This is a genomic window from Streptomyces sp. NPDC032472, assembly GCF_040636955.1.
In the GTDB taxonomy this organism is placed as follows: domain Bacteria; phylum Actinomycetota; class Actinomycetes; order Streptomycetales; family Streptomycetaceae; genus Streptomyces.
In genome coordinates this window covers 75,963-97,370 of sequence record NZ_JBEZVK010000023.1, presented here as the reverse complement: position 1 = coordinate 97,370, position 21,408 = coordinate 75,963, and the positions used below count along the sequence as shown (strand labels likewise).

General features: G+C 74.8%; 19 protein-coding genes. 12 read left to right on the top strand and 7 right to left on the bottom strand.

What is annotated here, in order from left to right:
* Window positions 1–86: 86 nt before the first annotated feature.
* The 4 genes from AB0F11_RS18080 to AB0F11_RS18065 all read left to right on the top strand — a co-directional run bounded on the left by AB0F11_RS18080 (window position 87) and on the right by AB0F11_RS18065 (window position 6,750).
* On the top strand, window positions 87–2,474 hold the full coding sequence (locus AB0F11_RS18080; RefSeq protein ID WP_362174265.1) for a molybdopterin-dependent oxidoreductase: 2,388 nt from the start codon (window positions 87–89) through the stop codon (window positions 2,472–2,474).
* Window positions 2,475–2,547: 73 nt separating this feature from the next.
* Complete coding sequence (locus AB0F11_RS18075) at window positions 2,548–4,122, top strand: citrate:proton symporter (protein WP_362174261.1); 1,575 nt, start codon at window positions 2,548–2,550, stop codon at window positions 4,120–4,122.
* A gap of 104 nt (window positions 4,123–4,226) precedes the next feature.
* Entirely contained in the window at window positions 4,227–5,639 is a 1,413-nt protein-coding gene (locus AB0F11_RS18070; RefSeq protein ID WP_362174258.1) for an aldehyde dehydrogenase family protein, read from the top strand.
* Window positions 5,640–5,670: 31 nt separating this feature from the next.
* The gene (locus AB0F11_RS18065) at window positions 5,671–6,750 is read left to right on the top strand and encodes a Zn-dependent alcohol dehydrogenase (RefSeq protein ID WP_362174255.1); all 1,080 of its coding nucleotides are present in this window, start codon (window positions 5,671–5,673) and stop codon (window positions 6,748–6,750) included.
* Window positions 6,751–6,824: 74 nt separating this feature from the next.
* On the opposite strand, the gene AB0F11_RS18060 is transcribed toward AB0F11_RS18065, so the two are convergent.
* Window positions 6,825–7,502 carry a TetR/AcrR family transcriptional regulator C-terminal domain-containing protein gene (locus tag AB0F11_RS18060; protein ID WP_362174252.1) on the bottom strand — a complete coding sequence of 226 codons (678 nt, stop codon included), beginning with the start codon at window positions 7,500–7,502 and terminating at the stop codon, window positions 6,825–6,827.
* 73 nt (window positions 7,503–7,575) lie between these two features.
* Between AB0F11_RS18060 and AB0F11_RS18055 the strand changes: the two genes are divergently transcribed.
* The 3 genes from AB0F11_RS18055 (at window position 7,576) to AB0F11_RS18045 (ending at window position 9,828) form a co-directional block, all read left to right on the top strand.
* Window positions 7,576–8,727 carry an acyl-CoA dehydrogenase family protein gene (locus AB0F11_RS18055; RefSeq protein ID WP_362174249.1) on the top strand — a complete coding sequence of 384 codons (1,152 nt, stop codon included), beginning with the start codon at window positions 7,576–7,578 and terminating at the stop codon, window positions 8,725–8,727.
* Between the two features lie 87 nt (window positions 8,728–8,814).
* Window positions 8,815–9,105, top strand: coding sequence for a YiaA/YiaB family inner membrane protein (locus AB0F11_RS18050; RefSeq protein WP_362174247.1), 291 nt, complete (start codon window positions 8,815–8,817; stop codon window positions 9,103–9,105).
* A gap of 93 nt (window positions 9,106–9,198) precedes the next feature.
* Window positions 9,199–9,828, top strand: a complete 630-nt coding sequence (locus AB0F11_RS18045) for a TetR/AcrR family transcriptional regulator (RefSeq protein WP_362174244.1) — start codon at window positions 9,199–9,201, stop codon at window positions 9,826–9,828.
* Here the strand turns inward: AB0F11_RS18045 and AB0F11_RS18040 are convergent.
* Window positions 9,819–10,280: a MaoC family dehydratase gene (locus tag AB0F11_RS18040; RefSeq protein ID WP_362174241.1), complete on the bottom strand. Its 462-nt coding sequence runs from the start codon at window positions 10,278–10,280 to the stop codon at window positions 9,819–9,821. The genes AB0F11_RS18045 and AB0F11_RS18040 overlap by 10 nt on opposite strands.
* Before the next feature lie 104 nt (window positions 10,281–10,384).
* On the opposite strand from AB0F11_RS18040, the gene soxR reads away from it, so the two are divergent.
* Both soxR and AB0F11_RS18030 read left to right on the top strand, forming a co-directional pair.
* Window positions 10,385–10,828, top strand: a complete 444-nt coding sequence (gene soxR / locus AB0F11_RS18035; protein ID WP_361912349.1) for a redox-sensitive transcriptional activator SoxR — start codon at window positions 10,385–10,387, stop codon at window positions 10,826–10,828.
* Window positions 10,829–10,975: 147 nt separating this feature from the next.
* Window positions 10,976–12,412 (top strand): AMP-binding protein, encoded by a 1,437-nt coding sequence (locus tag AB0F11_RS18030; protein ID WP_362174238.1) that lies wholly within the window; start codon window positions 10,976–10,978, stop codon window positions 12,410–12,412.
* On the opposite strand, the gene AB0F11_RS18025 is transcribed toward AB0F11_RS18030, so the two are convergent.
* The 4 genes from AB0F11_RS18025 to AB0F11_RS18010 form a co-directional block, all read right to left on the bottom strand.
* On the bottom strand, window positions 12,409–13,239 hold the full coding sequence (locus tag AB0F11_RS18025) for a 3-keto-5-aminohexanoate cleavage protein (protein ID WP_362174235.1): 831 nt from the start codon (window positions 13,237–13,239) through the stop codon (window positions 12,409–12,411). The two genes, AB0F11_RS18030 and AB0F11_RS18025, sit on opposite strands and share 4 nt — an antisense overlap.
* Complete coding sequence (locus AB0F11_RS18020; RefSeq protein WP_362174232.1) at window positions 13,236–13,889, bottom strand: hypothetical protein; 654 nt, start codon at window positions 13,887–13,889, stop codon at window positions 13,236–13,238. Before AB0F11_RS18020 ends, AB0F11_RS18025 begins: the two co-directional genes overlap by 4 nt.
* Before the next feature lie 147 nt (window positions 13,890–14,036).
* A complete protein-coding gene (locus AB0F11_RS18015) occupies window positions 14,037–15,440 on the bottom strand; it encodes a serine-threonine protein kinase (RefSeq protein WP_362174229.1) in 1,404 nt (467 codons plus the stop codon).
* A gap of 76 nt (window positions 15,441–15,516) precedes the next feature.
* The gene (locus AB0F11_RS18010; protein ID WP_362174226.1) at window positions 15,517–16,821 is read right to left on the bottom strand and encodes a DUF1343 domain-containing protein; all 1,305 of its coding nucleotides are present in this window, start codon (window positions 16,819–16,821) and stop codon (window positions 15,517–15,519) included.
* A gap of 90 nt (window positions 16,822–16,911) precedes the next feature.
* On the opposite strand from AB0F11_RS18010, the gene AB0F11_RS18005 reads away from it, so the two are divergent.
* The 3 genes from AB0F11_RS18005 (at window position 16,912) to AB0F11_RS17995 (ending at window position 20,053) form a co-directional block, all read left to right on the top strand.
* A complete protein-coding gene (locus tag AB0F11_RS18005) occupies window positions 16,912–17,676 on the top strand; it encodes an SDR family NAD(P)-dependent oxidoreductase (protein ID WP_362174224.1) in 765 nt (254 codons plus the stop codon).
* An 89-nt stretch (window positions 17,677–17,765) separates the two neighbouring features.
* Window positions 17,766–19,382 (top strand): AMP-binding protein, encoded by a 1,617-nt coding sequence (locus tag AB0F11_RS18000; protein ID WP_362174311.1) that lies wholly within the window; start codon window positions 17,766–17,768, stop codon window positions 19,380–19,382.
* Window positions 19,383–19,447: 65 nt separating this feature from the next.
* Window positions 19,448–20,053 carry a TetR/AcrR family transcriptional regulator gene (locus AB0F11_RS17995; protein ID WP_362174221.1) on the top strand — a complete coding sequence of 202 codons (606 nt, stop codon included), beginning with the start codon at window positions 19,448–19,450 and terminating at the stop codon, window positions 20,051–20,053.
* Window positions 20,054–20,182: 129 nt separating this feature from the next.
* Here AB0F11_RS17995 and AB0F11_RS17990 read toward each other — a convergent pair whose 3' ends face one another.
* Window positions 20,183–21,403: an acyl-CoA dehydrogenase family protein gene (locus AB0F11_RS17990; RefSeq protein WP_362174218.1), complete on the bottom strand. Its 1,221-nt coding sequence runs from the start codon at window positions 21,401–21,403 to the stop codon at window positions 20,183–20,185.
* Window positions 21,404–21,408 lie beyond the last annotated feature (5 nt).

Sequence of the window (21,408 nt, the reverse complement as noted above, 5' to 3'; positions counted from 1 at the left end):
TCCCCAACATGCGTACTGGTCGGTATGCTCTTGCCGCCCGCGTGCTGCACGCCGCGGGCTGCAGCCTGCTGCCCCCGGGAGAGCCCATGCCCCGCACCGCCCTGCGCATCTGCCCCCTCTGCGAAGCCACCTGCGGGCTCACCCTCACGATCGAGGGCAGCACCGTGACCGGCGCCCGCGGAGACCGCGACGACGTCTTCAGCCGCGGCTTCATCTGCCCCAAGGGAGCGGCCTTCGGCGCCCTCGACGCCGACCCCGACCGGCTGCGCACCCCCCTCGTCCGCCGGGGCGGCCGGCTGCGCGAGGCGACCTGGGCCGAGGCCTACGAGGCCGTCGCCACCGCGATCCCCGCCCTCGTCCGGGAGTACGGGGCCCAGAGCGTCGGCGTCGTCCTCGGCAACCCGAACACCCACACCATGGCCGGCGCCCTCTACCCGCCGCTGCTCCTGAAGACCCTCGGCACGCGCAACCTCTTCACCGCCAGCACCCTCGACCAGATGCCCAAGCACGTCTCCAGCGGGCTCCTCTTCGGCGACCCCTTCGCCATCCCGGTCCCCGACCTCGACCGCACCGACTTCCTGCTGCTGATCGGCGCCAACCCGGTGGAGTCCAACGGCTCCCTGTGCACCGCCCCCGACTTCCCGGGCCGGCTCAAGGCGCTGCGCGCCCGCGGCGGCACCCTCGTCGTCGTCGATCCGCGCCGCACCCGCACCGCCCGCCTCGCCGACCGCCACCTCGCGCCGCGCCCCGGCAGCGACGCCCTGCTGCTCGCCGCGCTCGCCCACACCCTGCTCGCCGAGCGGCTGGCCGCCCCCGGGGAGCTCGCCGAACACCTCCTCGGGCTCCGGGAACTCGCCGAGGCCCTCGGGAGTTTCACTCCTGAGGCCGTGGCCCCCGCCTGCGACCTCACGGCCGCCGAGATCCGCACCCTCGCCCGCGACCTGGCGGCCGCGCCCACCGCTGCCGTCTACGGGCGGATCGGCAGCTGCACCGTCGAGTACGGCACGCTCGCCAGCTGGCTGGTCGACGTGCTGAACATCCTCACCGGCAACCTCGACCGCCCCGGCGGCGCCCTGTTCCCGCTCCCGGCGGCCGGTCCGCGGCCCCGCCCCGCGGGCCCGGGCAAGGGCTTCGCCCTCGGCCGCTGGAGCAGCCGGGTCAGCGGCCACCCCGAGGCCAAGGCCGAACTGCCCATCGCCGCCCTGGCAGAGGAGATCGAGACGCCCGGGAACGGCCGGATCCGCGCCCTCGTCGCCATCGCCGCGAACCCGGTGCTGTCCGCCCCCGACGGGCGGCGCCTCGACGCGGCCCTGGCCGGGCTCGACTTCATGGTGAGCATCGACCCGTACCTCAACGAGACCTCGCGCCACGCCCACGTCGTCCTGCCGCCCCCGCCGCCCGCGCAGAGCCCCCACCACGACTTCGCCTTCAACGGGTTCGCCATCCGCAACCAGGCGCGCTACACCCGCCGCGCCGTCCCGCTGGAGGCGGGGCTGCTCGACGAGTGCGAGATCCACGCCCGCCTCGTCCTCGCCGTCGCGGGCCTGCACGGCGCCGCCGTCCCCGATGCCGCGGCGGCCGTCGACGAGCCCGTGATCCTCGCCGCCCTCGCCAAGGAGGCCGCTGACCCGCACTCACCCCTGCACGGGCAGGACCCGGCCCGCCTCGCCGGCCTGCTCACCGGCGAGAGCGGCCCGGAGCGGCGGCTCGACCTGATGCTCCGACTCGGCCCGTACGGCGACCTCTTCGGCGGCGCCGACCTGCCCGCCGGCGGCGACGCGCGCCCTGACGCGGACGCCCAGCCCGGCGCGGGCGCGCGGCCTGACGCGGACGGCCGCCCCGGCGCGGACGGCCGTCCCGGCGGGGACGGGCGTCCCGGCGGGGACGGGGGCGCGGGTGGGGTGGTGGGCGAGGGGCTGAGTCTGGCGCGGCTGCTCGCGCAGCCGCACGGCATCGACCTGGGCCCGCTGCGGCCCCGGCTCCCGGGCGTGCTGAGGACGCGCAGCGGCAGGATCGAGCTGCTGCCGGACCCGATCGCGGCCGAGCTGCCCAGGCTGCGCGCGGCGCTCGCCGACCGCCCCGCCGCCCTGGTGCTCGTGGGCCGCCGCCACCTGCGGTCCAACAACAGCTGGTTGCACAACGTTCCGGCCCTCATCGGAGGTTCCAACCGCTGCACCCTCCAGGTGAACCCGCAGGACGCCGACCGGCTCGGCCTCACCGAGGGCGGCCGGGCCCTGGTCACCGCCGACGGCGGCAGCCTCGAGGTCCCGGTCGAGGTCACCGACACCGTGCGCACCGGCGTGGTCAGCCTCCCGCACGGCTGGGGCCATGACCGCGAGGGCGCCCGCCTGTCGGTGGCCGCGGCCGAGCCGGGCGCCAACGTCAACCAGCTCCTCGACGGCTCCCGGCTGGACCCGCTGTCCGGCACGGCGGTGCTCAACGGCTTCCCCGTCACCCTCGCACCCCTGCCCTGAGCTGGGGTTTTGCTCGTATTGCTCACGCTCGGACGTCTTGTTGGGCTGCTGCGCGGCCCCCTACGTTCCCTGCATGCTGACCTTCCTCGGCTTCGCCATGATCGCCACCTTCCTGGTCCTGATCATGATGAAGAAAATGTCGCCCATCGCGGCGCTCGTCCTGATCCCGGCGGCCTTCTGCGTGTTCGCAGGAAAGGGGGCGCACCTGGGTGACTACGTCATCGAAGGCGTCGGAAAGCTCGCGCCGACCGCCGCCATGCTGATGTTCGCCATCGTCTACTTCGGCGTGATGATCGACGTCGGCCTGTTCGACCCGATCGTCCGCGCCATCCTGCGCTTCTGCAAGGCCGACCCGGTGCGGGTGGTCGTCGGCACCGCGGTGCTGGCCGCCGTCGTCTCCCTCGACGGCGACGGCTCCACCACCTTCATGATCACCGTTTCGGCGATGTACCCGCTCTACAAGCGGCTCGGCCTCAGCCTCGTGGTCATGACGGGCGTCGCCGCCACCGCCAACGGCGTCATGAACACCCTGCCGTGGGGCGGCCCCACCGCCCGCGCCGCCACCGCCCTCAAGCTCGACGCCGCCGACATCTTCGTCCCGATGATCCCCGCCCTCGCGGTCGGCCTGCTCTTCGTCTTCGGCCTCGCGTACGTCCTCGGCCTCAAGGAGCGCCGTCGGCTCGGCACGCTCACCCTCCCGGCCGCAGCCGCAGCCGCAGCCGCAGGCGTAGCCCCGGCCGCAGCCGACGCCGCGTCCGGGTCCGCGTCCGGTGCAGACGCCGAGTCCGAGGCCGGGTCCGAGGCCGAGTCCGAGGCCGGGTCCGGGTCCGCGTCCGAGTCCGCGGCACGACTGGTCGCCGCCGGCAGGGGCTCCGCAGGGTCCGGCGGCGTCGTGCAGACCCCGGGCGCCCCGCCCGTGGCCACCGCCGCCGGCTCCGACACCGCCCCCGAGGCCCCCGAGGCACCCGAGGCCGTCCCGGCCGGCGGCGCCCCGGAGGGGGACGGGTTCCAGGGCCTCGACCCGCACCGGGCGACCCTCCGGCCCCGCCTGTACTGGTTCAACGCCGGCCTGACCCTGGCCCTCCTCACCGCGATGATCATGGAGTTGCTGCCGATCCCGGTGCTGTTCCTCCTCGGCGCGGCCCTCGCCCTCACCGTCAACTTCCCCCACATGCCCGACCAGAAGGCCCGGATCGCCGCCCACGCGGACAACGTCCTGAACGTCGCCGGGATGGTCTTCGCCGCCGCCGTCTTCACCGGTGTCCTCGGCGGTACCGGCATGGTCAAGCAGATGGCCGACTGGCTCGTCGGCGCGATCCCCGAGGGCATGGGCCCGCACATGGCGCTGGTCACCGGCGTGCTCAGCCTGCCGCTCACCTACTTCATGTCCAACGACGGCTTCTACTTCGGCGTGCTGCCGGTGCTCGCCGAGGCCGGCGCCGCGCACGGCGTCTCCCCGTTGGAGATCGCCCGGGCCTCGCTCGTCGGCCAGGCCCTGCACATGTCCAGCCCGCTGGTTCCGGCCGTCTACGTCCTGGTCGGCATGGCCCGGGTCGAGTTCGGCGACCACACCCGCTTCACCGTGAAATGGGCGGCCCTGACCTCACTCGTCGTCCTCGGGGCAGGGATGCTTTTCGGCATCATCTGAGGCCGCCGGGCCCCGGTGGACCGAAAACCGCCGACGCCGGTTTGTAGGGTGGTCATACGAGGTCAGGTAGGTCAACGCGCTCGCGCGTGCTCGGGAGGAATGCCATGAAGGCCCACGACGGGATGTACATCGGCGGCGAGTGGCGGCCCGCCGCCGGACGCGACCGGATCGAGGTGCTCAACCCGGCCGACGAGCAGGTCATCGGCGGGGTCCCGGCCGGCACCGCCGAGGACGTGGACGCGGCGGTACGCGCGGCCCGTGCGGCATTCCCCGGCTGGGCGGCCACGCCCCCGGCCGAGCGGGCCGCCCTGATCGGGGCGATCCGCGATGTGCTGGTCGCCCGCAGGAGCGAGTTCGCCGAGCTCATCACCGCCGAACTCGGCTCCCCGCTCGGCTTCTCCGAGATGGTGCACGTCGGGGCGCCGATCGCCGTCTCCTCCTCGTTCGCCGAGCTCGGCGCCTCGTACGCCTTCGAGGAGCGGATCGGGAACTCCACCGTGCTCCTGGAGCCGGTCGGCGTCGTCGCGGCCATCACGCCCTGGAACTACCCGCTGCACCAGATCGTTGCCAAGGTGGCACCCGCTCTCGCCGCCGGCTGCACGCTCGTCCTCAAGCCGGCCGAGGACACCCCGCTGACCGCACAGCTCTTCGCCGAAGCCGTGCACGAGGCGGGCGTCCCGGCCGGAGTGTTCAACCTGGTCACCGGGACCGGCCCGGTGGCCGGGCAGGCGCTGGCCGCGCACGAGGGGGTCGACCTCGTCTCCTTCACCGGCTCCACCGCGGTCGGCCGGCAGATCGGCGCCACGGCCGGCGCCGCCGTCAAGCGCGTCGCCCTCGAGCTCGGCGGCAAGTCGGCCAACGTCATCCTGCCCGGCGCCGACCTGGCCAAGGCCGTCGCGGCCGGCGTGGGCCACGTCATGAACAACTCAGGCCAGAGCTGCAACGCGCTCACGCGCATGCTCGTCCACCGCGAGCAGTACGAGGAGGCCGTCGCGCTCGCGGCCGCCGCCGTCGCCAAGTACCCCTGCGGCGACCCCCGCGACCCGGGCACCCGCCTCGGCCCGGTGATCAACGCCAAGCAGCGCGACCGCGTGCGCGGGTACATCGACCGGGGCATCGAGGAAGGCGCCCGGGTCGTCGCCGGCGGTCCCGACGCCCCGCACCCGCACGGCTACTACATCGCCCCGACCGTCTTCGCCGACGTCACGCCCGAGATGACCATCGCCCAGGAGGAGATCTTCGGCCCCGTGCTGTCGATCCTGCCGTACGAGGACGAGGACGACGCCCTGCGCATCGCCAACGGCACCGTGTACGGGCTGGGCGGTGCCGTCTGGGCCGCGGACGAGGAGAGCGCCGTCGCCTTCGCCCGGCGCATGGACACCGGCCAGGTGGACATCAACGGCGGCCGCTTCAACCCGCTCGCCCCCTTCGGCGGCTACAAGCAGTCGGGCGTCGGCCGCGAGCTCGGCCCGCACGGCCTGGCCGAGTACCTCCAGACCAAGTCCCTGCAGTTCTGAGCCCGCGAACAGCCCGAGAGACGGAGTCGTCATGGTCCGCGCCGCCATCCTGCCCGCCGTCGGAGCCCCGCTGGAGATACGGGAGATCGTCCTGCCCGATCCCGGCCCAGGGCAGGTCCGGGTGCGGCTCGCCGCTGCCGGGGTCTGCCACTCCGACCTCTCCCTCACCGACGGCACCATGAGGGTCCCCGTCCCCGCCGTCCTCGGCCACGAGGGCGCGGGGACGGTCCTCGCCGTCGGCGAGGGCGTCACCCACGTCGCGCCCGGCGACGGCGTGGTCCTCAACTGGTCCCCGTCCTGCGGGCAGTGCCACCACTGCTCGATCGGGGAGGTGTGGCTGTGCGCCAACGCCCTCACCGGCGTCGGGGCGGTCTACGCCCACGACGCCGAGGGCACACCCCTGCACCCGGGTCTGAACGTCGCCGCGTTCGCCGAGGAGACGGTCGTCGCCGCCCGCTGCGTGCTGCCCGCGCCCGCCGGGATCCCGCTCGCCGAGGCCGCCCTGCTCGGCTGCGCCGTGCTCACCGGCTACGGCGCCGTCCACCACAGCGCCCGGGTCCGCTCCGGGGAGTCGGTGGCCGTCTTCGGTGTCGGCGGTGTCGGCCTGGCCGCCCTGCAGGCCGCCCGGATCGCCGGGGCCGGCCCGATCGTGGCCGTGGACGTCTCCCCGGCCAAGGAGGAGCTGGCCCGGGCCGCCGGGGCCACCGAGTTCGTCCTCGCCTCCGACACCACCGCCAAGGAGATCCGCGCGCTCACCGACGGGCAGGGCGCGGACGTCGCCGTCGAGTGCGTCGGCCGGGCCGAATCCATCCGCGGGGCCTGGGACTCCACCCGGCGCGGCGGGCGCACCACCGTCGTCGGCATCGGCGGCAAGGAGCAGCAGGTCACCTTCCACGCGCTGGAGATCTTCCACTTCGCCCGCACCCTCACCGGCTGCGTCTACGGCAACAGCGACCCGGCCCGCGACCTCCCGGTGCTCGCCGACCACGTCCGCGCAGGCCGCCTCGACCTCGGCTCGATGGTCACCGACCGCATCACCCTCGACGGGATCCCGGGCGCCTTCGACGCCATGCTCGCCGGCAAGGGCGGCCGCTCGCTCGTCGTCTTCTAGCCGGCCGTCTTCCAGCCGGCCGTCTTCCAGCCGGCCGTCTTCCGGCCGGTCGTCCTCCGCCCGTCGTTCGTCCTCTAGGGCTCCGAGCCTGCGGCGGGACCGGTCGACCGGTCCCGCCGCAGGGCGTCGAACTGCAGGGCCAGGCCGTCCAGCAGGGCGGCCAGGCCGGTCTCGAACGCGCCCTCGTCCACCTCGCGCTGCCGCTCGGCCAGCAGGTGGGCCCGGCCCAGGTGCGGATAGTCCGCGGGGTCGTACGCGGCCTCGTCGTCAGGGAAACCCCGGGCGAACGAACCCACCGCCGAGCCCAGGATGAAGTACCGCATCAGTGCGCCGATCCGCGTCGCCTGCGCGGGCGGCCACCCGGCCGCCGTCATCGCCCCGAACACCGCGTCCGCCAGCCGCAGTCCCGCCGGCCGCCGCCCCGGGCCGCGCGCCAGTACGGGCACGATGTTCGGGTGGTCCGCCAGCGCCGCCCGGTAGGAGTGCGCCCAGTCGTGCAGGGCCTCCCGCCAGTCCTGCCCGGCCCCCGCCTCGAACATCGACAGGTCGACCCGCGCGCTCACCGCGTCCGCCACCGCGTCCAGGATCTCGTCCTTGGTCCGGAAGTGGTTGTACAGCGAGGGCCCGCTGACGCCGAGAGCGGCCGCCAGCCGCCGCGTCGAGACCGCCTCCAGCCCCTCCGCGTCCACCAGCGCGCCCGCCGCCTCGACGATGCGGTCACGGCTGAGGAGGGGCTTGCGCGGTCTGGCCATGCGCCACATAGTAGGGGCCGCCCCAATAAACTACCGGTGCTAGTTAACAGCCCGCTGCCCCCGGAGGTGCCCCGTGAACCTGGAGCTCAGCGAGGAGCAGAGCGCGGTGCGCCGCCTCGCCCGCGAGTTCGGCGAGCGCGAGATCGCCCCGTACGCCGCCGCGTGGGACCGCGCGGAGAGCGTGGACCGCGGCATCGTGAAGAAGCTCGGCGCGCTGGGCTTCCTCGGCCTGACCGTCCCGGAGGAGTACGGCGGCTCCGGCGGCGACCACCTCGCGTACGCGCTCGTCCTGGAGGAGCTCGGGCGTGCAGACTCCGCCGTGCGCGGCATCGTCTCCGTCTCCCTCGGCCTCGTCGCCAAGACGATCGCCGCCTGGGGGAGCGAGGAGCACAAGCACGCCTGGCTGCCGCGCCTCTGCTCGGGCGACGCGCTCGGCTGCTTCGCCCTGACCGAGCCCGGCACCGGCTCCGACGCCGCCAACCTCACCACCCGCGCGGTCCGCGACGGCGACGCGTACCTGCTCAGCGGCGCCAAGACGTTCATCACCAACGGCACCTGGGCCGACGTCGCCCTCGTCTTCGCCCGTACCGGCGGCGCCCCCGGCCACCGCGGGATCTCCGCCTTCCTCGTGCCGACCTCGGCGCCCGGCCTCACCCGCCGCGAGATCCACGGCAAGCTCGGCCTGCGCGGCCAGGCCACCGCCGAACTGGTCCTCGACTCCGTCCGCGTGCCCGCCGCCGCGATGCTCGGCCCCGAGGGCAAGGGCTTCTCCGTGGCCATGTCCGCGCTGGCCAAGGGGCGGATGTCGGTGGCCGCCGGCTGCGTCGGCATCGCCCAGGCGGCCCTGGACGCGGCCGTCTCGTACGCATCCCGGCGCGAGCAGTTCGGCAAGCCGATCGCCGGGCACCAGCTCGTCCAGGAGCTGATCGCCGACATCTCGGTCGACGTGGACGCGGCGCGCCTGCTGACCTGGCGGGTGGCCGACCTCATCGACCGCGGGCAGCCGTTCGCGACCGAGTCCTCCACGGCGAAGCTCTTCGCCTCGGAGGCCGCCGTGCGCGCCGCGGGCAACGCCCTGCAGGTGCACGGCGGTTACGGCTACATCGACGAGTACCCGGCCGGCAAGCTGCTGCGCGACGCCCGCGTGATGACCCTGTACGAGGGGACGAGCCAGATCCAGAAGCTGCTGATCGGCCGCGCCCGCACCGGGGTCTCCGCCTTCTGAGCGGCCGGCTTCCGAGTGCAGGGATGAGTACGGGGCTGAGTACGCGCACGGATGTGGTGCCGGTCACGCCGTCCGATGCTGGCTCCCATGAACGAGACACCGGTCAAGCAGCGGAACACGGCGGCGTACTACGCCCAGGCCGTGGCCTCCTTCGGCATCGCGCTCGGTGCCGTGGCCCTCGGGATCTACCACCTGGCCGTGGACGGCTGGGTCCGGGCCTTCCTCGGCATCGCCGTCCTCTACCTCACCACCTCCGCCTTCACCCTCGCCAAGGTCATCCGCGACCGCCAGGAGCTCACCCAGATCGTCAGCCGGGTCGACCAGGCGCGGATGGAGAAGATCCTCGCCGACTACGACCCCTTCCAGCCGAAGGTCTGAGGGGCGGCGGCCGACGCGCCGACGACGGCTAAGCGCTTGCTCACCCTCCGGTAAGCTGGTCGCTTCCTGCAGTGACGAGAGGGTGGGCGAGCGATGGACAGCGCGGAGGAGACGACCGGCGGCTACCGGCCGTGGTCGGAGGTCACCCCCGACGCGGCGCGGCGGCTGCTCGTCGCCGCCGTCGAGGCGTTCGCCGAGCGCGGCTACCACGCCACCACCACGCGGGACATCGCAGGGCGGGCCGGGATGAGCCCCGCCGCGCTGTACATCCACTACAAGACCAAGGAAGAGCTGCTCCACCGGATCAGCCGGATCGGCCACGACAAGGCGCTCGACATCCTGGAGACCGCCGCCTCCCGCCCGGGCTCCGCCGCCGACCGGCTCGACGCGGCCGTGCGGTCCTTCGTGCTGTGGCACGCCGCGCACCACACCACCGCGCGCGTGGTCCAGTACGAGCTCGATGCCCTCGCCCCGGAGCACCGCTCCGAAATCGTGGAGCTGCGCCGCCAGAGCGACGCCGTCGTGCGCCGCATCCTCACCGAGGGCGTCGCGGCGGGGGAGTTCCACGTCCCGGACGTCCCCGGCACCACGCTCGCCGTCCTGTCGCTGTGCATCGACGTGGCCCGCTGGTTCAACGCGTCGGGCCGGCGCACGCCGGAGGAGGTCGGCGCGCTCTACGCCGACCTCGTCCTGCGCATGGTGGGCGCAGCGGCTCAGAAGTAGTAGCGCGACAGCGACTGCGCCACGCACACCGGCTTGTCGCCGCCCTCGCGCTCCACGGTGACCGTCGCCGCGACCTGGACGCCGCCGCCCGCCTCCGTCACCTCGGTGATCACGGCGGTGGCCCGCAGCCGCGAGCCGACCGGCACGATCGCCGGGAAACGCACCTTGTCCATGCCGTAGTTGATGCCCATCCGCATGCCCTCGACCCGCATGACCTGCGGCACCAGGCTCGGCAGCAGCGACAGCGTCAGGTAGCCGTGCGCGATCGTGGAGCCGAACGGCCCGGTCGCGGCCCGCTCCGGGTCCACGTGGATCCACTGGTGGTCACCGGTCGCGTCGGCGAACAGGTCGATCCGCTTCTGGTCCACCTCCAGCCATCCGCTCGGACCGAGCGTCTCGCCGATTCCGGCGCGCAGTTCCTCGGCGGACGTGAACACCTTCGGCTCGGCCATGCCTCTCCTCTTCCGGGGGTTCGGGCGAACAAGCGCTTGCTCAGCATGCTGGGGCCGCATGTATCTGTCAACGGACCGGTGCCGGGCCGACTACCCTCGGCCTCGTGCCGCAGATTCCCGAGAAAATCCACGAACTCACCGTCGGCCAGCTGTCCGCCCGCAGCGGCGCGGCCGTCTCCGCGCTCCACTTCTACGAGACCAAGGGGCTGATCAGCAGCCGCCGGACCTCCGGCAACCAGCGCCGCTACAGCCGCGACGCGCTGCGCCGGGTGGCGTTCGTACGGGCCGCCCAGCGCGTCGGGATCCCGCTCGCCGCCATCCGCGACGCACTCGCCCAGCTCCCCGAGGAGCGCACCCCCAACCGCGAGGACTGGGCGCGCCTTTCGGAGATGTGGCGCGGGGAGCTGGAACAGCGCATCAGCCAGCTGATGCGGCTGCGCGACCACCTGGCCGACTGCATCGGCTGCGGCTGCCTCTCGCTGCAGAACTGCGCACTGTCCAACCCGGACGACGTCTTCGGCGAGCAGCTCACCGGCTCGCGGCTCTAGGCGGCCGCGCCGCGGGGTGCCGTCCGGAGCGCTCGCTCCGGCCGCCCGAACCCCCTGGTCAGCGGCGCCCCTTGGACGTTCCGCCGAGGGCATCCGGCCTCCATGGTCGGGAAGGCGCCTTGCCCGCAGCGCCCTTGGACCCTTGGGATGGCCAAGATCAACGCGGCGGGGCGGCTCCCCGGCGCCGACAAGGGGGGCACATCCATGCTCGACGGCTGCACGCCCTGGCCCGAGGGGTTCGTCGACCGCTACTGGGCGGCCGGGCACTGGCGCGGCAACACACTGGACAACCTGCTGCGCGGCTGGGCCCTGCAGTACGGGCCGCGCACCGCGCTCGTACACGGCGACACCCGGCTCACGTACGCGGCCCTGAACCGGCGCGTGGACCGCATGGCCGCCGGGTTCCGGCTGCGGGGCCTGCGGCCCGGGATGCGGGTCGTGGTCCAGCTGCCGAACGTTCCCGAACGCGTCGTCACCCTGTTCGCCCTGATGCGGGCCGCCACGGTCCCCGTGTTCTGCCCGCTCCCGCACCCCGCGGCCGGGGTGGCGGAGCTCGTCCGGGTCACCCAGGCCGTCGGCTACGTCGGCCCCGCCGCGTACGAGGGCCTCGACCTCACGGCCTCAGCCGCGGACATCGCGGCCCGGTGGCCCTTCCTGCGGCGGGTGTTCACCCTCGAAGCGCCGGGCGCCTCCTCCCCGTACGGCGGCCTCACGACCGACCCGGCCGGCTGCCAGTACTCCCCGCTCGGCACGGTCGACGCCGCGCCCGAGCCGGCGCTCGCGCAGAGCGCCGACCAGGTGGCGTTCCTCCTGCTCGCCGGCGGCACCGCCGAGGCGCCCCGGCTCGTTCCGCGGACCCACAACGACTACGCCCGCCAGGCGCGGGCCGCCGCCGAGCTGGTGTCGCTCACCGAGGACGACGTGTACCTCGCCGCGCAGCCCGCCGGGGCCGGATCCGGCCTCGCCCTCGGCTGCCCCGGCATCGTCGGCACCCTCTCCGTGGGCGGCACCGTCGTCCTGGCCGAGACCGCGGAACCCGGCGCCTGCCTGCCGCTCATCGGGCGCGAGCGGGTCACCGTCACGTCGGTGGCGTCCGACACCGCAGAGCTCTGGCTCGACGCGCTCCCCACGGTCCCGGCCGACGTGAGCAGCCTCCGGCTGCTGCAGGTCGGCGGCGACGCGGCGCCGCTGCCCCGGGCGACGGCCGAACGGATCGGCCCCGAGCTGGGCTGCCGGCTCCAGCAGGTCTTCGGCCTGACCGAGGGGGTGCTCGCGTTCACCCGGCCCGGTGATCCGGACGAGGCCGTGCTCACCACGCAGGGCCGCCCGCTCTCGTCCGACGACGAGATCCGCATCGTCGACGCCGACGGCAAGGACGTGCCCGACGGGGAGCCCGGCGAACTCCTGGCCCGCGGCCCGTCCACGGTGCGCGGCTACTACCGGGCGCCGGACCACGATGCGCGGTGCTTCACCGCGGACGGCCACCTCCGCACGGGCCGCCTCGCGCGCCGCACCCCGGACGGCAACCTGGTGGTGACCGGCCCCGTCGACCCCACCCCGGCGCTGCCCGGCGGCCAGGCCTAGGGCTGAGATCCGGCCGGGCGGCCGCCGGCGCCGCGGGCGGCGGTCTCGGCCCCTGCCGTAGCGAGGGCGGCTGCCACCAGGGCGGCGGTGGAGGGTGCCGGGCGGCCGTCGGGCAGGTGCAGTACGTCGCCCACGCCGATCCGCGCCCCGGCCCCGCACCGCGCGGCCAGCCGCACCACCGGCCAGGCGGCGCCGTCCCGCCCGACCAGCACCAACGGCACCCCGAGCACCAGCCGCCGCACCCACGCCGCGGCTGCAGGCTCGACTCCGGCCATCTCAACCACCACCCGAACCCACCCCCGTCCCGACCGCCCGGCCGCACCCGCGCCGCTCGTGTCGGCCGCACCCGTGGACCAGGTCGGGAAGCGGGTCAGGTTCTGTAGGGCCCGGGTGGGGGCGGCGTCGGCGAGTGGGGGCCAGGGGATCAGTGCGTCCACCGCCACGCCGCGGGACAGGAGGGTTCGGGCCAGTTCTTCGGCACCCGGGTCCGCGAACGAGACCGTGGCCCGGTCCGGGAGGACCGTCCAGGACCGGATCCGCGCCTGCCGGCCCGCCGGATCCGGTTCGGCGGCGATGCTCGCGCACACCGACAGCGGTACGGAGACCCCCGCGCCCCGCAACGCCTCCACCAGCGGCCCCACGACCCGCGGCGACAGGCTCTCCCGGCCGCACGGGGTCCGCGGATGGACCAGCAGCTCCGCCGCCCCGGCGGCCACCGCCCCGCGGGCGGCCTCCACCACGTCTCCGGGGGACAGCGGCACGGCCGCCCCGTCGCCGGCGCCGCGCGCCCCGTTGAGGGAGGCCTGGATCCGCAGGTCCGGGGTCATGCCGCCCCGGCGGCGGAGGCCGCCGGAGCGGCGTGGGCCCAGGCCGAGTCCGCGAGCGCGGGCCTGGGCACCACGATCCCGCAGCCTGCGCAGACCGGGCCGTCCCAGGCCCACGCACCCTCCCACGACCCGTGCGCGGCAGCGCCACCGGCAGCGGCCCCGCGCCCCCGTCTCTGCGGCGGCACCGGCGCGGGCCAGTGCAGCTCCTGCTCACCGCAGACGGGGCAGCCCGTCCCCGGCTCCGACTCCAGCGCCGTGACCAGCCGCCGCAGCACGTCCCCGAGCGTCCCCTCGGGCCGCACGCCCGGATCCGCGCACCGCACCACCGCGTCCCCGCTGCCGCCCCACGCCCACTCCGGCCGCCGCAGCCCGTGGTGCTTCTCCCGCCTGCGGCGCTCCGCGAACTGCCGCTCGTACTCCAGCCAGACCGCCCGCGCCTCCTCCAGCTCCTCCAGCGCCGCGACCAGCCGCTGCGGATCCACCGCCCGGTCCTCGGGGCCGATCCCGTGCCGGTCGCACAGGTGCCACCAGGTCGCCCGGTGCCCGTACGGTGCGAACCGCTCCAGGCATCGGCGCAGCGAATGGCGCCGCAGGGCACGGTCGTTGCGCGCGTCCCGCACCTGGTAGGCCAGACTTCGGAAACCTGCCATCACACCTTCACCTCCGTCGCGCCCACGCCCACCGCGGCGTCGTACTCCGTCGGACGACGACGCACCGTGAGATGTGCCCAACATGCCCGGCCGGGTGCAGGCGCATGCGGGGGCGGACGAGGCGTGCGGGTGGCACATGGCCGGAACTCAGCGCCCCATGCGCCCCGCAGCCACCACGACCCGGGCCAGCTCCTCGTGGCAGATGTCACTGTGCGCCCCCGAGGGCGGACCGCCCCGCCGCACCACGGCGGCGGCGTCCACACTGACGCAACCGGCCGCCGGAACCCCCTGGCGCAGCGCCGCGTCGAGCGTGAGTCGCGGTGCGCCGGGCACCGCCTGCACCCCGTCGTGCCCGACCGCGCCCCACCGCTCGTCGAAGCCCAGCAGTCCGGCCGAATCCCCTGCCATCCGGGAGGCCAGCGGATAGAAGACCTTCAGCGCGGAGTCGTGCTCGGAGTGGCACGCCACCACCGGTCCGGCGACCTTGTGCTGCAGGCCGCGCAGGGCCCCGCCGCGGCCCCGGTCGTGGGGGAGCCGGTCGGCGAAGGCGTAGTGGGAGAAGGCCCCTTGGAGCAGCGTCAGGGAGGCCGCGTACCGGGCGCCGTCCGGCACTGCGCGCAGCGCGAACGACACCACCCGCGCCCCGAAGCTGTGGCCGATCAGGTGCATGCGCAGGGCCGGCCGCCGCGCCGCCAGCTCCGCGAGGACCGGGCCGAGCCCACGCTCGCCGACGACCCCGGCCCGCTTCTTCATCTGGTAGTACGAGGCCTGCCGCAGCAGCTCCTTGGCGCCGCCCCACAGCATCCGCGCCCCGGCAGTGAGTCCCGGCCCGTCGCCTGCCGCGGGCGCCGGCCCGCCGGCCGCGGCCAGCCCGGCGGCGAGGGCCAGGCACACCTCCCGTACGTCCTCGACGAAAATGGCGGGAACCTCCCGCCGGACCGCATCCGCCACGGCCGCCGCCACCGGCACCCCAGCCGCCCCTGCCGCATCCGGCTCCCCGACGCCCGCCAGCTCCCTTACGAGCGCCCCGAATTCGGACAGGGCGGTCTGCGACTCGGGCCGGTCCTCCAGCAGTTCGGCGACTCGGTCGAGCTGCGCCTCCCGCCCCGGCCAGAACTCCCCGAGGGCCCGCCGGGTCTGCGGGTCCAGCGCCGTCCCGTGCCCGGGCTCCGCGAGCGCGCCGAGGGATTCGAAGTCCGGGATCGGCTCGTCCGAGAACCGGATCGAGGGCCAGAAGACCCCCGCGTACCCCAGCCGCACCCCCGGCCCCACCAGCCCCGGGAAGGGCGCGAAGAAGCGGTCGTAGAGGCGGGTCGAGGCGGAGCGGTCGCTGTTCCAGCCGTGGGCGAAGACCAGCAGGTCGGTCGCCTCCATCGCCGCGACCGCCGCCACCCCGGCCCCGTCTGTGTCCCCTTCGGCGTCGAAGGTCAGCTCCGCATACGGCCCGACCCCGATCCCGACCCCGCCCCCGACGCCGGACACCCCCGGCCGGTCCCCGCCGCCGGTCCCGAACTCCGCACCGCCACCGGCTCTGCCCGTTCCCGCCGCCATGGGTTCCCCCTCCGCGCCGCGTCCCTGGTGCCGTCCAGCATCCTGCTGCGGCCCCCACCCGGCCAGACCCTTGCGCCTACCGGTACAGCAGGTACCGCTCCCGCACCGCCGCGAACCGCGCCAGCCCCACCGCCCACGCCCCGGCGATCTCCTCCACCCCGGCCCCCGCGTCGACCATCCGCCGCACCAGGTCCGAGCCGGTCAGCCGGTCGATCCAGTGGTCCTCCCGCCACGCGAACCCGCTCCACGCCCGCCGCGCCGTCACCAGCAGCCCGATTCCCGCCCGGACCGGATCGAAGGCCTCCCGGTCGTGGACGAGCAGCCGGACCCCGCCGCAGGTCCGCCCGGCGTGCTTGGAGAAGGACGGCGTGAAGTACGCCTCCCGGAACCACACCCCGGGCAGCCCCAGCGCATCGGCCGCCTCCGCCCACCGCCGGTCGACGCCCTCCGCGCCCAGCACCTCGAACGGCGTGGTCGTCCCGCGCCCCTCGGAGAGGTTCGTCCCCTCGAACAGGCAGGTGCCGGCGTACGCGAGGGCCGTGTCCGGGGTCGGCATGTTCGGGCTCGGCGGGACCCACGGCAGCCCGGTCTCCCCGAAGAAGGAGCCGCGCCGCCACCCGGACATCCGCACCGTGTGCAGCCGGACCGGGGCGTCGCGCAGGAACTCCCCGTTGAACAGCAGCGCCAGCTCGGCCGCCGTCATGCCGTGCGCCAGGGCGATCGGCTCGCGGCCCACGAAGCTCGCGTACGGCCGCTCCAGGACGGGCCCGGCGGCCCGCAGCCCGCCCGCCGGGTGGGGCCGGTCCAGCACGACCACCGCCTTGCCGGCCAGCGCGGCCGCGCGCATGCAGTCGTACAGGGTCCAGATGTAGGTGTAGAAGCGCGCCCCGACGTCCTGGATGTCGAAGACGACGGTGTCGACGCCGGCCGCGGTGAACACGTCCGCGAGCCCCTGCCCGCTCTTGCCGTACGTGTCGTACACCGCGAGCCCGGTCGCGGGGTCCCGGCCCGGGCCCTCGGAGCCGCCCGCCTGCGCCGTCCCGCGGAACCCGTGCTCGGGGCCGAAGACCGCGACCAGCCGGACCCGGTCGTCGCCGTGGAGTACGTCGACCAGGTGGCGGGCGTCGGCGGTGATCCCGGTGGGGTTGGTGACCACCCCGACGCGCTGCCCGGCGAGGAGGGCGTACCCGTCCGCGGCGAGCCGCTCGAAGCCCGTACGCACCCGGGCCGTGAGCCCCGGCAAGCCGTCGGGGCCCGCCGCACCGGCCGAACCCACCGCACCTGCCGCACCTGCCGTACCCGCCAGACCCGACACGCCGGCCACCCCCGCCGAACCCACCGTTCCCGCCAGTCCCAGCAGCTCCCGTCGAGTCACCGTCATCCGGCCACGCTAGGGGGCCGCCCCCTTCCGCCACGACATACCGACCGGTTAGTCTGCCCGGCGTCCGGCCCCGCCAGGAAAGGTGATCCCGTGAGCGCGTACCAGGACCAGCGAGTCGTCGTCACCGGCGCGGGCGGCGGCATCGGCGCCGCCCTCGCCCACCGCTTCGCCGCCGAGGGCGCCACCGTCGTGGTCAACGACCTCGACGCCGCAAAGGCCGCCTCCGTGGCCGGCGAGATCGGCGGGCGCGCGATCGCGCTCCCCGGCGACGCCTCCGCCGTCGTCGAGGAGGCCCGCCGGGCCCTCGGCGGCCGGGTCGACGTCTACTGCGCCAACGCCGGACTCGCCTCGGGCGGCGACGCGTTCGCCGACGAGGCCGTGTGGGAGGCCGCCTGGGACACCAACGTCATGGCCCACGTCCGCGCCGCCCGGCTGCTGCTGCCCGACTGGCTGGAGCGCGGCAGCGGCCGCTTCGTGTCCACCGTCTCGGCCGCCGGGCTGCTGACCATGATCGGAGCGGCGCCGTACAGTGTCAGCAAGCACGGTGCGCTCGCCTTCGCGGAGTGGCTCTCGCTGACCTACCGCCACCGCGGCGTCCAGGTCCACGCCATCTGCCCGCAAGGGGTCCGCACCGACATGCTGACGGCCGCCGGCTCGGCGGGCGAGCTCGTCCTCGCACCGACCGCCATCGAGCCGGAGGCGGTGGCGGACGCACTGTTCGACGGCATGGAGAAGGGCCGGTTCTTGATCCTCCCGCACCCCGAGGTGGCGGACTTCCACGCCGCGCGCGCCACGGACCCCGACCGCTGGCTGAGCGGCATGAACCATCTCCAGCAGAAGTGGGAGAGCCGGTGACCGCACCGCCGGCCACGCCCGCGCCGACGCCGCCCCCGCACCCGCCCGCGCCCGGCGGCTCCCGCTACGCCGCCAAGCCGTGGCTCGCCCTGCTCAGCCCCGCCCAGCGCGCCCCCCTCGCCGCGCCGCCCACCGTGCTGCACGCCTTCCGCGCCGCGGCCGCCCGCGCCCCCGGGCGCACGGCACTGGCCTATTTCGACGGCCGCATCGACTACGCCCGGGCCGACGCGCTCTCCGACTCCCTCGCCGGCCACCTCGCCGCCCACGGCATCGCCCGCGGCGACCGGATCGCCGTCATGCTGCAGAACACCCCGGCCTTCGTGCTGGCCGTCCTGGCCGCCTGGAAGGCCGGGGCGGTCGTCGTCCCGCTCAACCCCATGTACAAGGAGGCCGAGGCCCGGCACGTCCTGGCCGACTCCGGGGCCGCCGCACTGGTCTGCGAGGCCCGCGCCTGGCCCGCGTACCTGCGCGCGGCGGCCGCCGGCACGGCCGTACGGATCACGCTGACCGCCTCCGACCGGGACTTCCAGACCCGAGACGACGTACGCGTCCTCGCGCCCGGGCGGGAGCCGCAGACCCCCGACGCCGCCGACCTGGCCACCGTCGCCCGCCGCGGCCACCCCGCCCCGCCGGACCCCGCCCTCACCCCCGCCGACACCGCGCTCATCTGCTACACCTCCGGCACCAGCGGCACCCCGAAGGGGGCGATGAACCCGCACGGCGCCCTCACCCACAACGCCCAGCGGCAGGTCGCCGGGCACCCGCTCGCCGAGGGCGCCGGCTACTTCGCCCTCGCCCCGCTGTTCCACATCACCGGCATGGTCTGCGAGCTCGCCGCCTGCTTCGCCAACGCCGGCACCCTCGTCCTCGCCCACCGCTTCGACGCCGGCGTCGTCCTCGACGCCTTCCTCGAACACCGACCCGCCTACACGGTCGGCCCCGCCACCGCCTTCATGGCCCTCGCCGCGCACCCGGCCGCCACCGCAGAGCACTTCGCCTCCTTCCGGGTGGTCTCCTCCGGCGGCGCCCCGCTCCCCCCGGCCCTGGTCGCCCGCATGCGCGCCGACTTCGGCGTCCGCCTCAAGAACGGCTACGGCCTCACCGAGACCACCGCCGCCTGCGCCAGCGTCCCCGTGCACCGCGAGGCCCCCGTCGACCCCGCCTCCGGCACCCTCTCCGTGGGCCTGCCCGGCGCCGACACCGTCGTCCGCATCCTCGACGAGCACGGCGCCGAGGTGCCCTTCGGCGAGACCGGCGAGATCGCCGTCCGCGGCCCCCAGGTGGTGCCGGGCTACTGGGACCTGCCGGAGGAGACCGCCCTCGCCTTCCCCGGCGGCGAACTGCGCACCGGGGACGTCGGCTTCATGGACGAGGACGGCTGGGTGTACGTCGTCGACCGCAAGAAGGACATGATCAACGCCTCCGGGTTCAAGGTCTGGCCGCGCGAGGTCGAGGACGTGCTCTACACCCACCCCGCCGTGCGCGAGGCCGCCGTCGTCGGCGTCCCCGACCCCTACCGCGGGGAAAGCGTGAAGGCGTACGTGAGCCTGCGCCCCGGCGCCTCGGCCGAGCCCGCCGAGCTGTCCGCGTACTGCGCCGCCCGCATCGCCGCGTACAAATACCCCCGCCTCGTGGAGATCCTGCCTGTCCTGCCGAAGACGACGAGTGGCAAGATCCTGCGACGGGAATTGCGCGACCGCGGCTGAAAACGGCCGTCGGCCGCCGGCCGGCCCCGTACCGGCCGCGCAACAGGGAAGGGAAGGTCACCGCCATGGCTGCAAGGACGACGGAGCCCGGGAACGCGCACGAGGCGCCCGTGCCGCAGCGGCTGCTGGCCGTGGCCACCCGGCTGTTCGCCGAGCGCGGCTACGACCGCACCTCCGTCCAGGAGATCGTCGAGGCGGCCGGCGTCACCAAGGGCGCCCTCTACCACTACTTCGGCTCCAAGGACGACCTGCTGCACGAGGTGTACGCACGGATGCTGCGCCTGCAGCAGCAGCGCCTGGACGCCGTCGCCGACTCCGACGCCCCCGTCGAGGAGCGGCTGCGCGCGGCCGCCGCCGACGTCGTGGTCACCACCATCGAGAACCTCGACGACGCGGCGATCTTCTTCCGGTCGATGCACCACCTCAGCCCGGAGAAGTTGGGGCAGGTGCGGGCGGAGCGGCGCCGCTACCACGAGCGGTTCCGGGCGCTGATCGAGGAGGGGCAGCGCACCGGCGTCTTCTCCACCGCCACCCCTGCCGACCTGGTGGTGGACTACCACTTCGGCTCCGTCCACCACCTGTCCACCTGGTACCGGACGGACGGCCCGCTCACCCCGCAGCAGGTCGCCGACCACCTCGCCGACCTGCTGCTGCGCGCCCTGCGCCCGTAACCTCCGCACGCCGGCCGGCGCGCCGCCACGACAGCCGCCACGACAGCCGACGCGCCGGCCGACGCGCCGGCCGACGCGCCGGCGCGCAGCGGGAGCACGGCCGGGGGCGGCCCGCCGACCGCCGACCGGTCAGCGGTACCGCTTCAGCTCCCGGTGCGCCAGCGAGCGCTGGTGGACCTCGTCCGGGCCGTCGGCCAGCCGCAGCGTGCGCGCGGCCGCCCACAGCTCGGCCAGCGGGAAGTCCTGGCTCACCCCGCCCGCGCCGTGCAGCTGCACCGCGTCGTCCAGGATCCGCACCACCGCCCGCGGAGTGGCGATCTTGATGGCCTGGATCTCGGTGTGCGCCCCGCGGTTGCCGACGGTGTCCATCAGCCAGGCCGTTTTCAGCACCAGCAGCCGCAGCTGCTCCACCGTGACCCGCGCGTCGGCGATCCAGTTCTGTACGACCCCCTGCGCGGCCAGCTCCTTGCCGAAGGCCGTACGTCCCACCGCGCGTCGGCACATCAGCTCGATCGCCCGCTCCGCCATGCCGATCAGCCGCATGCAGTGGTGGATGCGGCCCGGGCCGAGGCGGGCCTGGGCGATCGCGAAGCCCGCGCCCTCCTCGCCGATCAGGTTCGCGGCCGGCACCCGCGCCCCGTCGAAGACCACCTCGGCGTGGCCGCCGTGGTCGTGGTCCTCGTACCCGTACACGGTCATCGCCCGGCGGACCTCGACGCCCGGGGTGTCGCGCGGCACGATGACCATCGACTGCTGGCGCCGCGGATCGGCCCCGTCCGGATCGGTCTTGCCCATGACGATGAACACCTTGCAGTCAGGGTTCATGGCGCCGGAGATGAACCACTTCCGCCCGGTGACCACGTACTGCGAGCCGTCCGCCGAACGCTCGATGCGGGTCTCGATGTTGGTGGCGTCCGACGAGGCCACCTCGGGCTCCGTCATCGCGAACGCGGACCGGATCTCCCCGGCGAGCAGCGGCTGCAGCCACTGCTTCTTCTGCTCCTCGCTGCCGAACTGCGCCAGGAGCTCCATGTTCCCGGTGTCGGGCGCCGCGCAGTTGGTCGCGGTCGGCGCCAGGTGCGGGCTGCGGCCGGTGATCTCGGCGAGCGGCGCGTACTGGAGGTTGGTCAGCCCGGCGCCGTACTCGGCATCGGGGAGGAACAGATTCCACAGGCCCCGGCGGCGCGCCTCGGCCTTCAGTTCACCGAAGACGGCCGGGGTGTCCCAGGGCGAGGCCAGCCGCGCGCGCTGCTCGGCGGCGACGGGCTCCGCCGGGTACACGTACTCCTCCATGAACGCGAGGAGCCGGGTGCGCAGTTCCTCGGTCCGGGCGTCGAATGCGAAGTCCATGGGTG

Bases quoted from the DNA above. Each gene is read 5' to 3' on its own strand.
- AB0F11_RS18080 (WP_362174265.1), top strand. From the start codon at position 87: ATGCCCCGCACCGCCCTGCGCATCTGCCCCCTCTGCGAAGCCACCTGC.
- AB0F11_RS18075 (WP_362174261.1), top strand. From the start codon at position 2,548: ATGCTGACCTTCCTCGGCTTCGCCATGATCGCCACCTTCCTGGTCCTG.
- AB0F11_RS18070 (WP_362174258.1), top strand. From the start codon at position 4,227: ATGAAGGCCCACGACGGGATGTACATCGGCGGCGAGTGGCGGCCCGCC.
- AB0F11_RS18065 (WP_362174255.1), top strand. From the start codon at position 5,671: ATGGTCCGCGCCGCCATCCTGCCCGCCGTCGGAGCCCCGCTGGAGATA.
- AB0F11_RS18060 (WP_362174252.1), bottom strand. From the start codon at position 7,502: ATGGCCAGACCGCGCAAGCCCCTCCTCAGCCGTGACCGCATCGTCGAG.
- AB0F11_RS18050 (WP_362174247.1), top strand. From the start codon at position 8,815: ATGAACGAGACACCGGTCAAGCAGCGGAACACGGCGGCGTACTACGCC.
- AB0F11_RS18045 (WP_362174244.1), top strand. From the start codon at position 9,199: ATGGACAGCGCGGAGGAGACGACCGGCGGCTACCGGCCGTGGTCGGAG.
- AB0F11_RS18040 (WP_362174241.1), bottom strand. From the start codon at position 10,280: ATGGCCGAGCCGAAGGTGTTCACGTCCGCCGAGGAACTGCGCGCCGGA.
- AB0F11_RS18030 (WP_362174238.1), top strand. From the start codon at position 10,976: ATGGCCAAGATCAACGCGGCGGGGCGGCTCCCCGGCGCCGACAAGGGG.
- AB0F11_RS18025 (WP_362174235.1), bottom strand. From the start codon at position 13,239: ATGACCCCGGACCTGCGGATCCAGGCCTCCCTCAACGGGGCGCGCGGC.
- AB0F11_RS18020 (WP_362174232.1), bottom strand. From the start codon at position 13,889: ATGGCAGGTTTCCGAAGTCTGGCCTACCAGGTGCGGGACGCGCGCAAC.
- AB0F11_RS18015 (WP_362174229.1), bottom strand. From the start codon at position 15,440: ATGGCGGCGGGAACGGGCAGAGCCGGTGGCGGTGCGGAGTTCGGGACC.
- AB0F11_RS18010 (WP_362174226.1), bottom strand. From the start codon at position 16,821: ATGACGGTGACTCGACGGGAGCTGCTGGGACTGGCGGGAACGGTGGGT.
- AB0F11_RS17995 (WP_362174221.1), top strand. From the start codon at position 19,448: ATGGCTGCAAGGACGACGGAGCCCGGGAACGCGCACGAGGCGCCCGTG.
- AB0F11_RS17990 (WP_362174218.1), bottom strand. From the start codon at position 21,403: ATGGACTTCGCATTCGACGCCCGGACCGAGGAACTGCGCACCCGGCTC.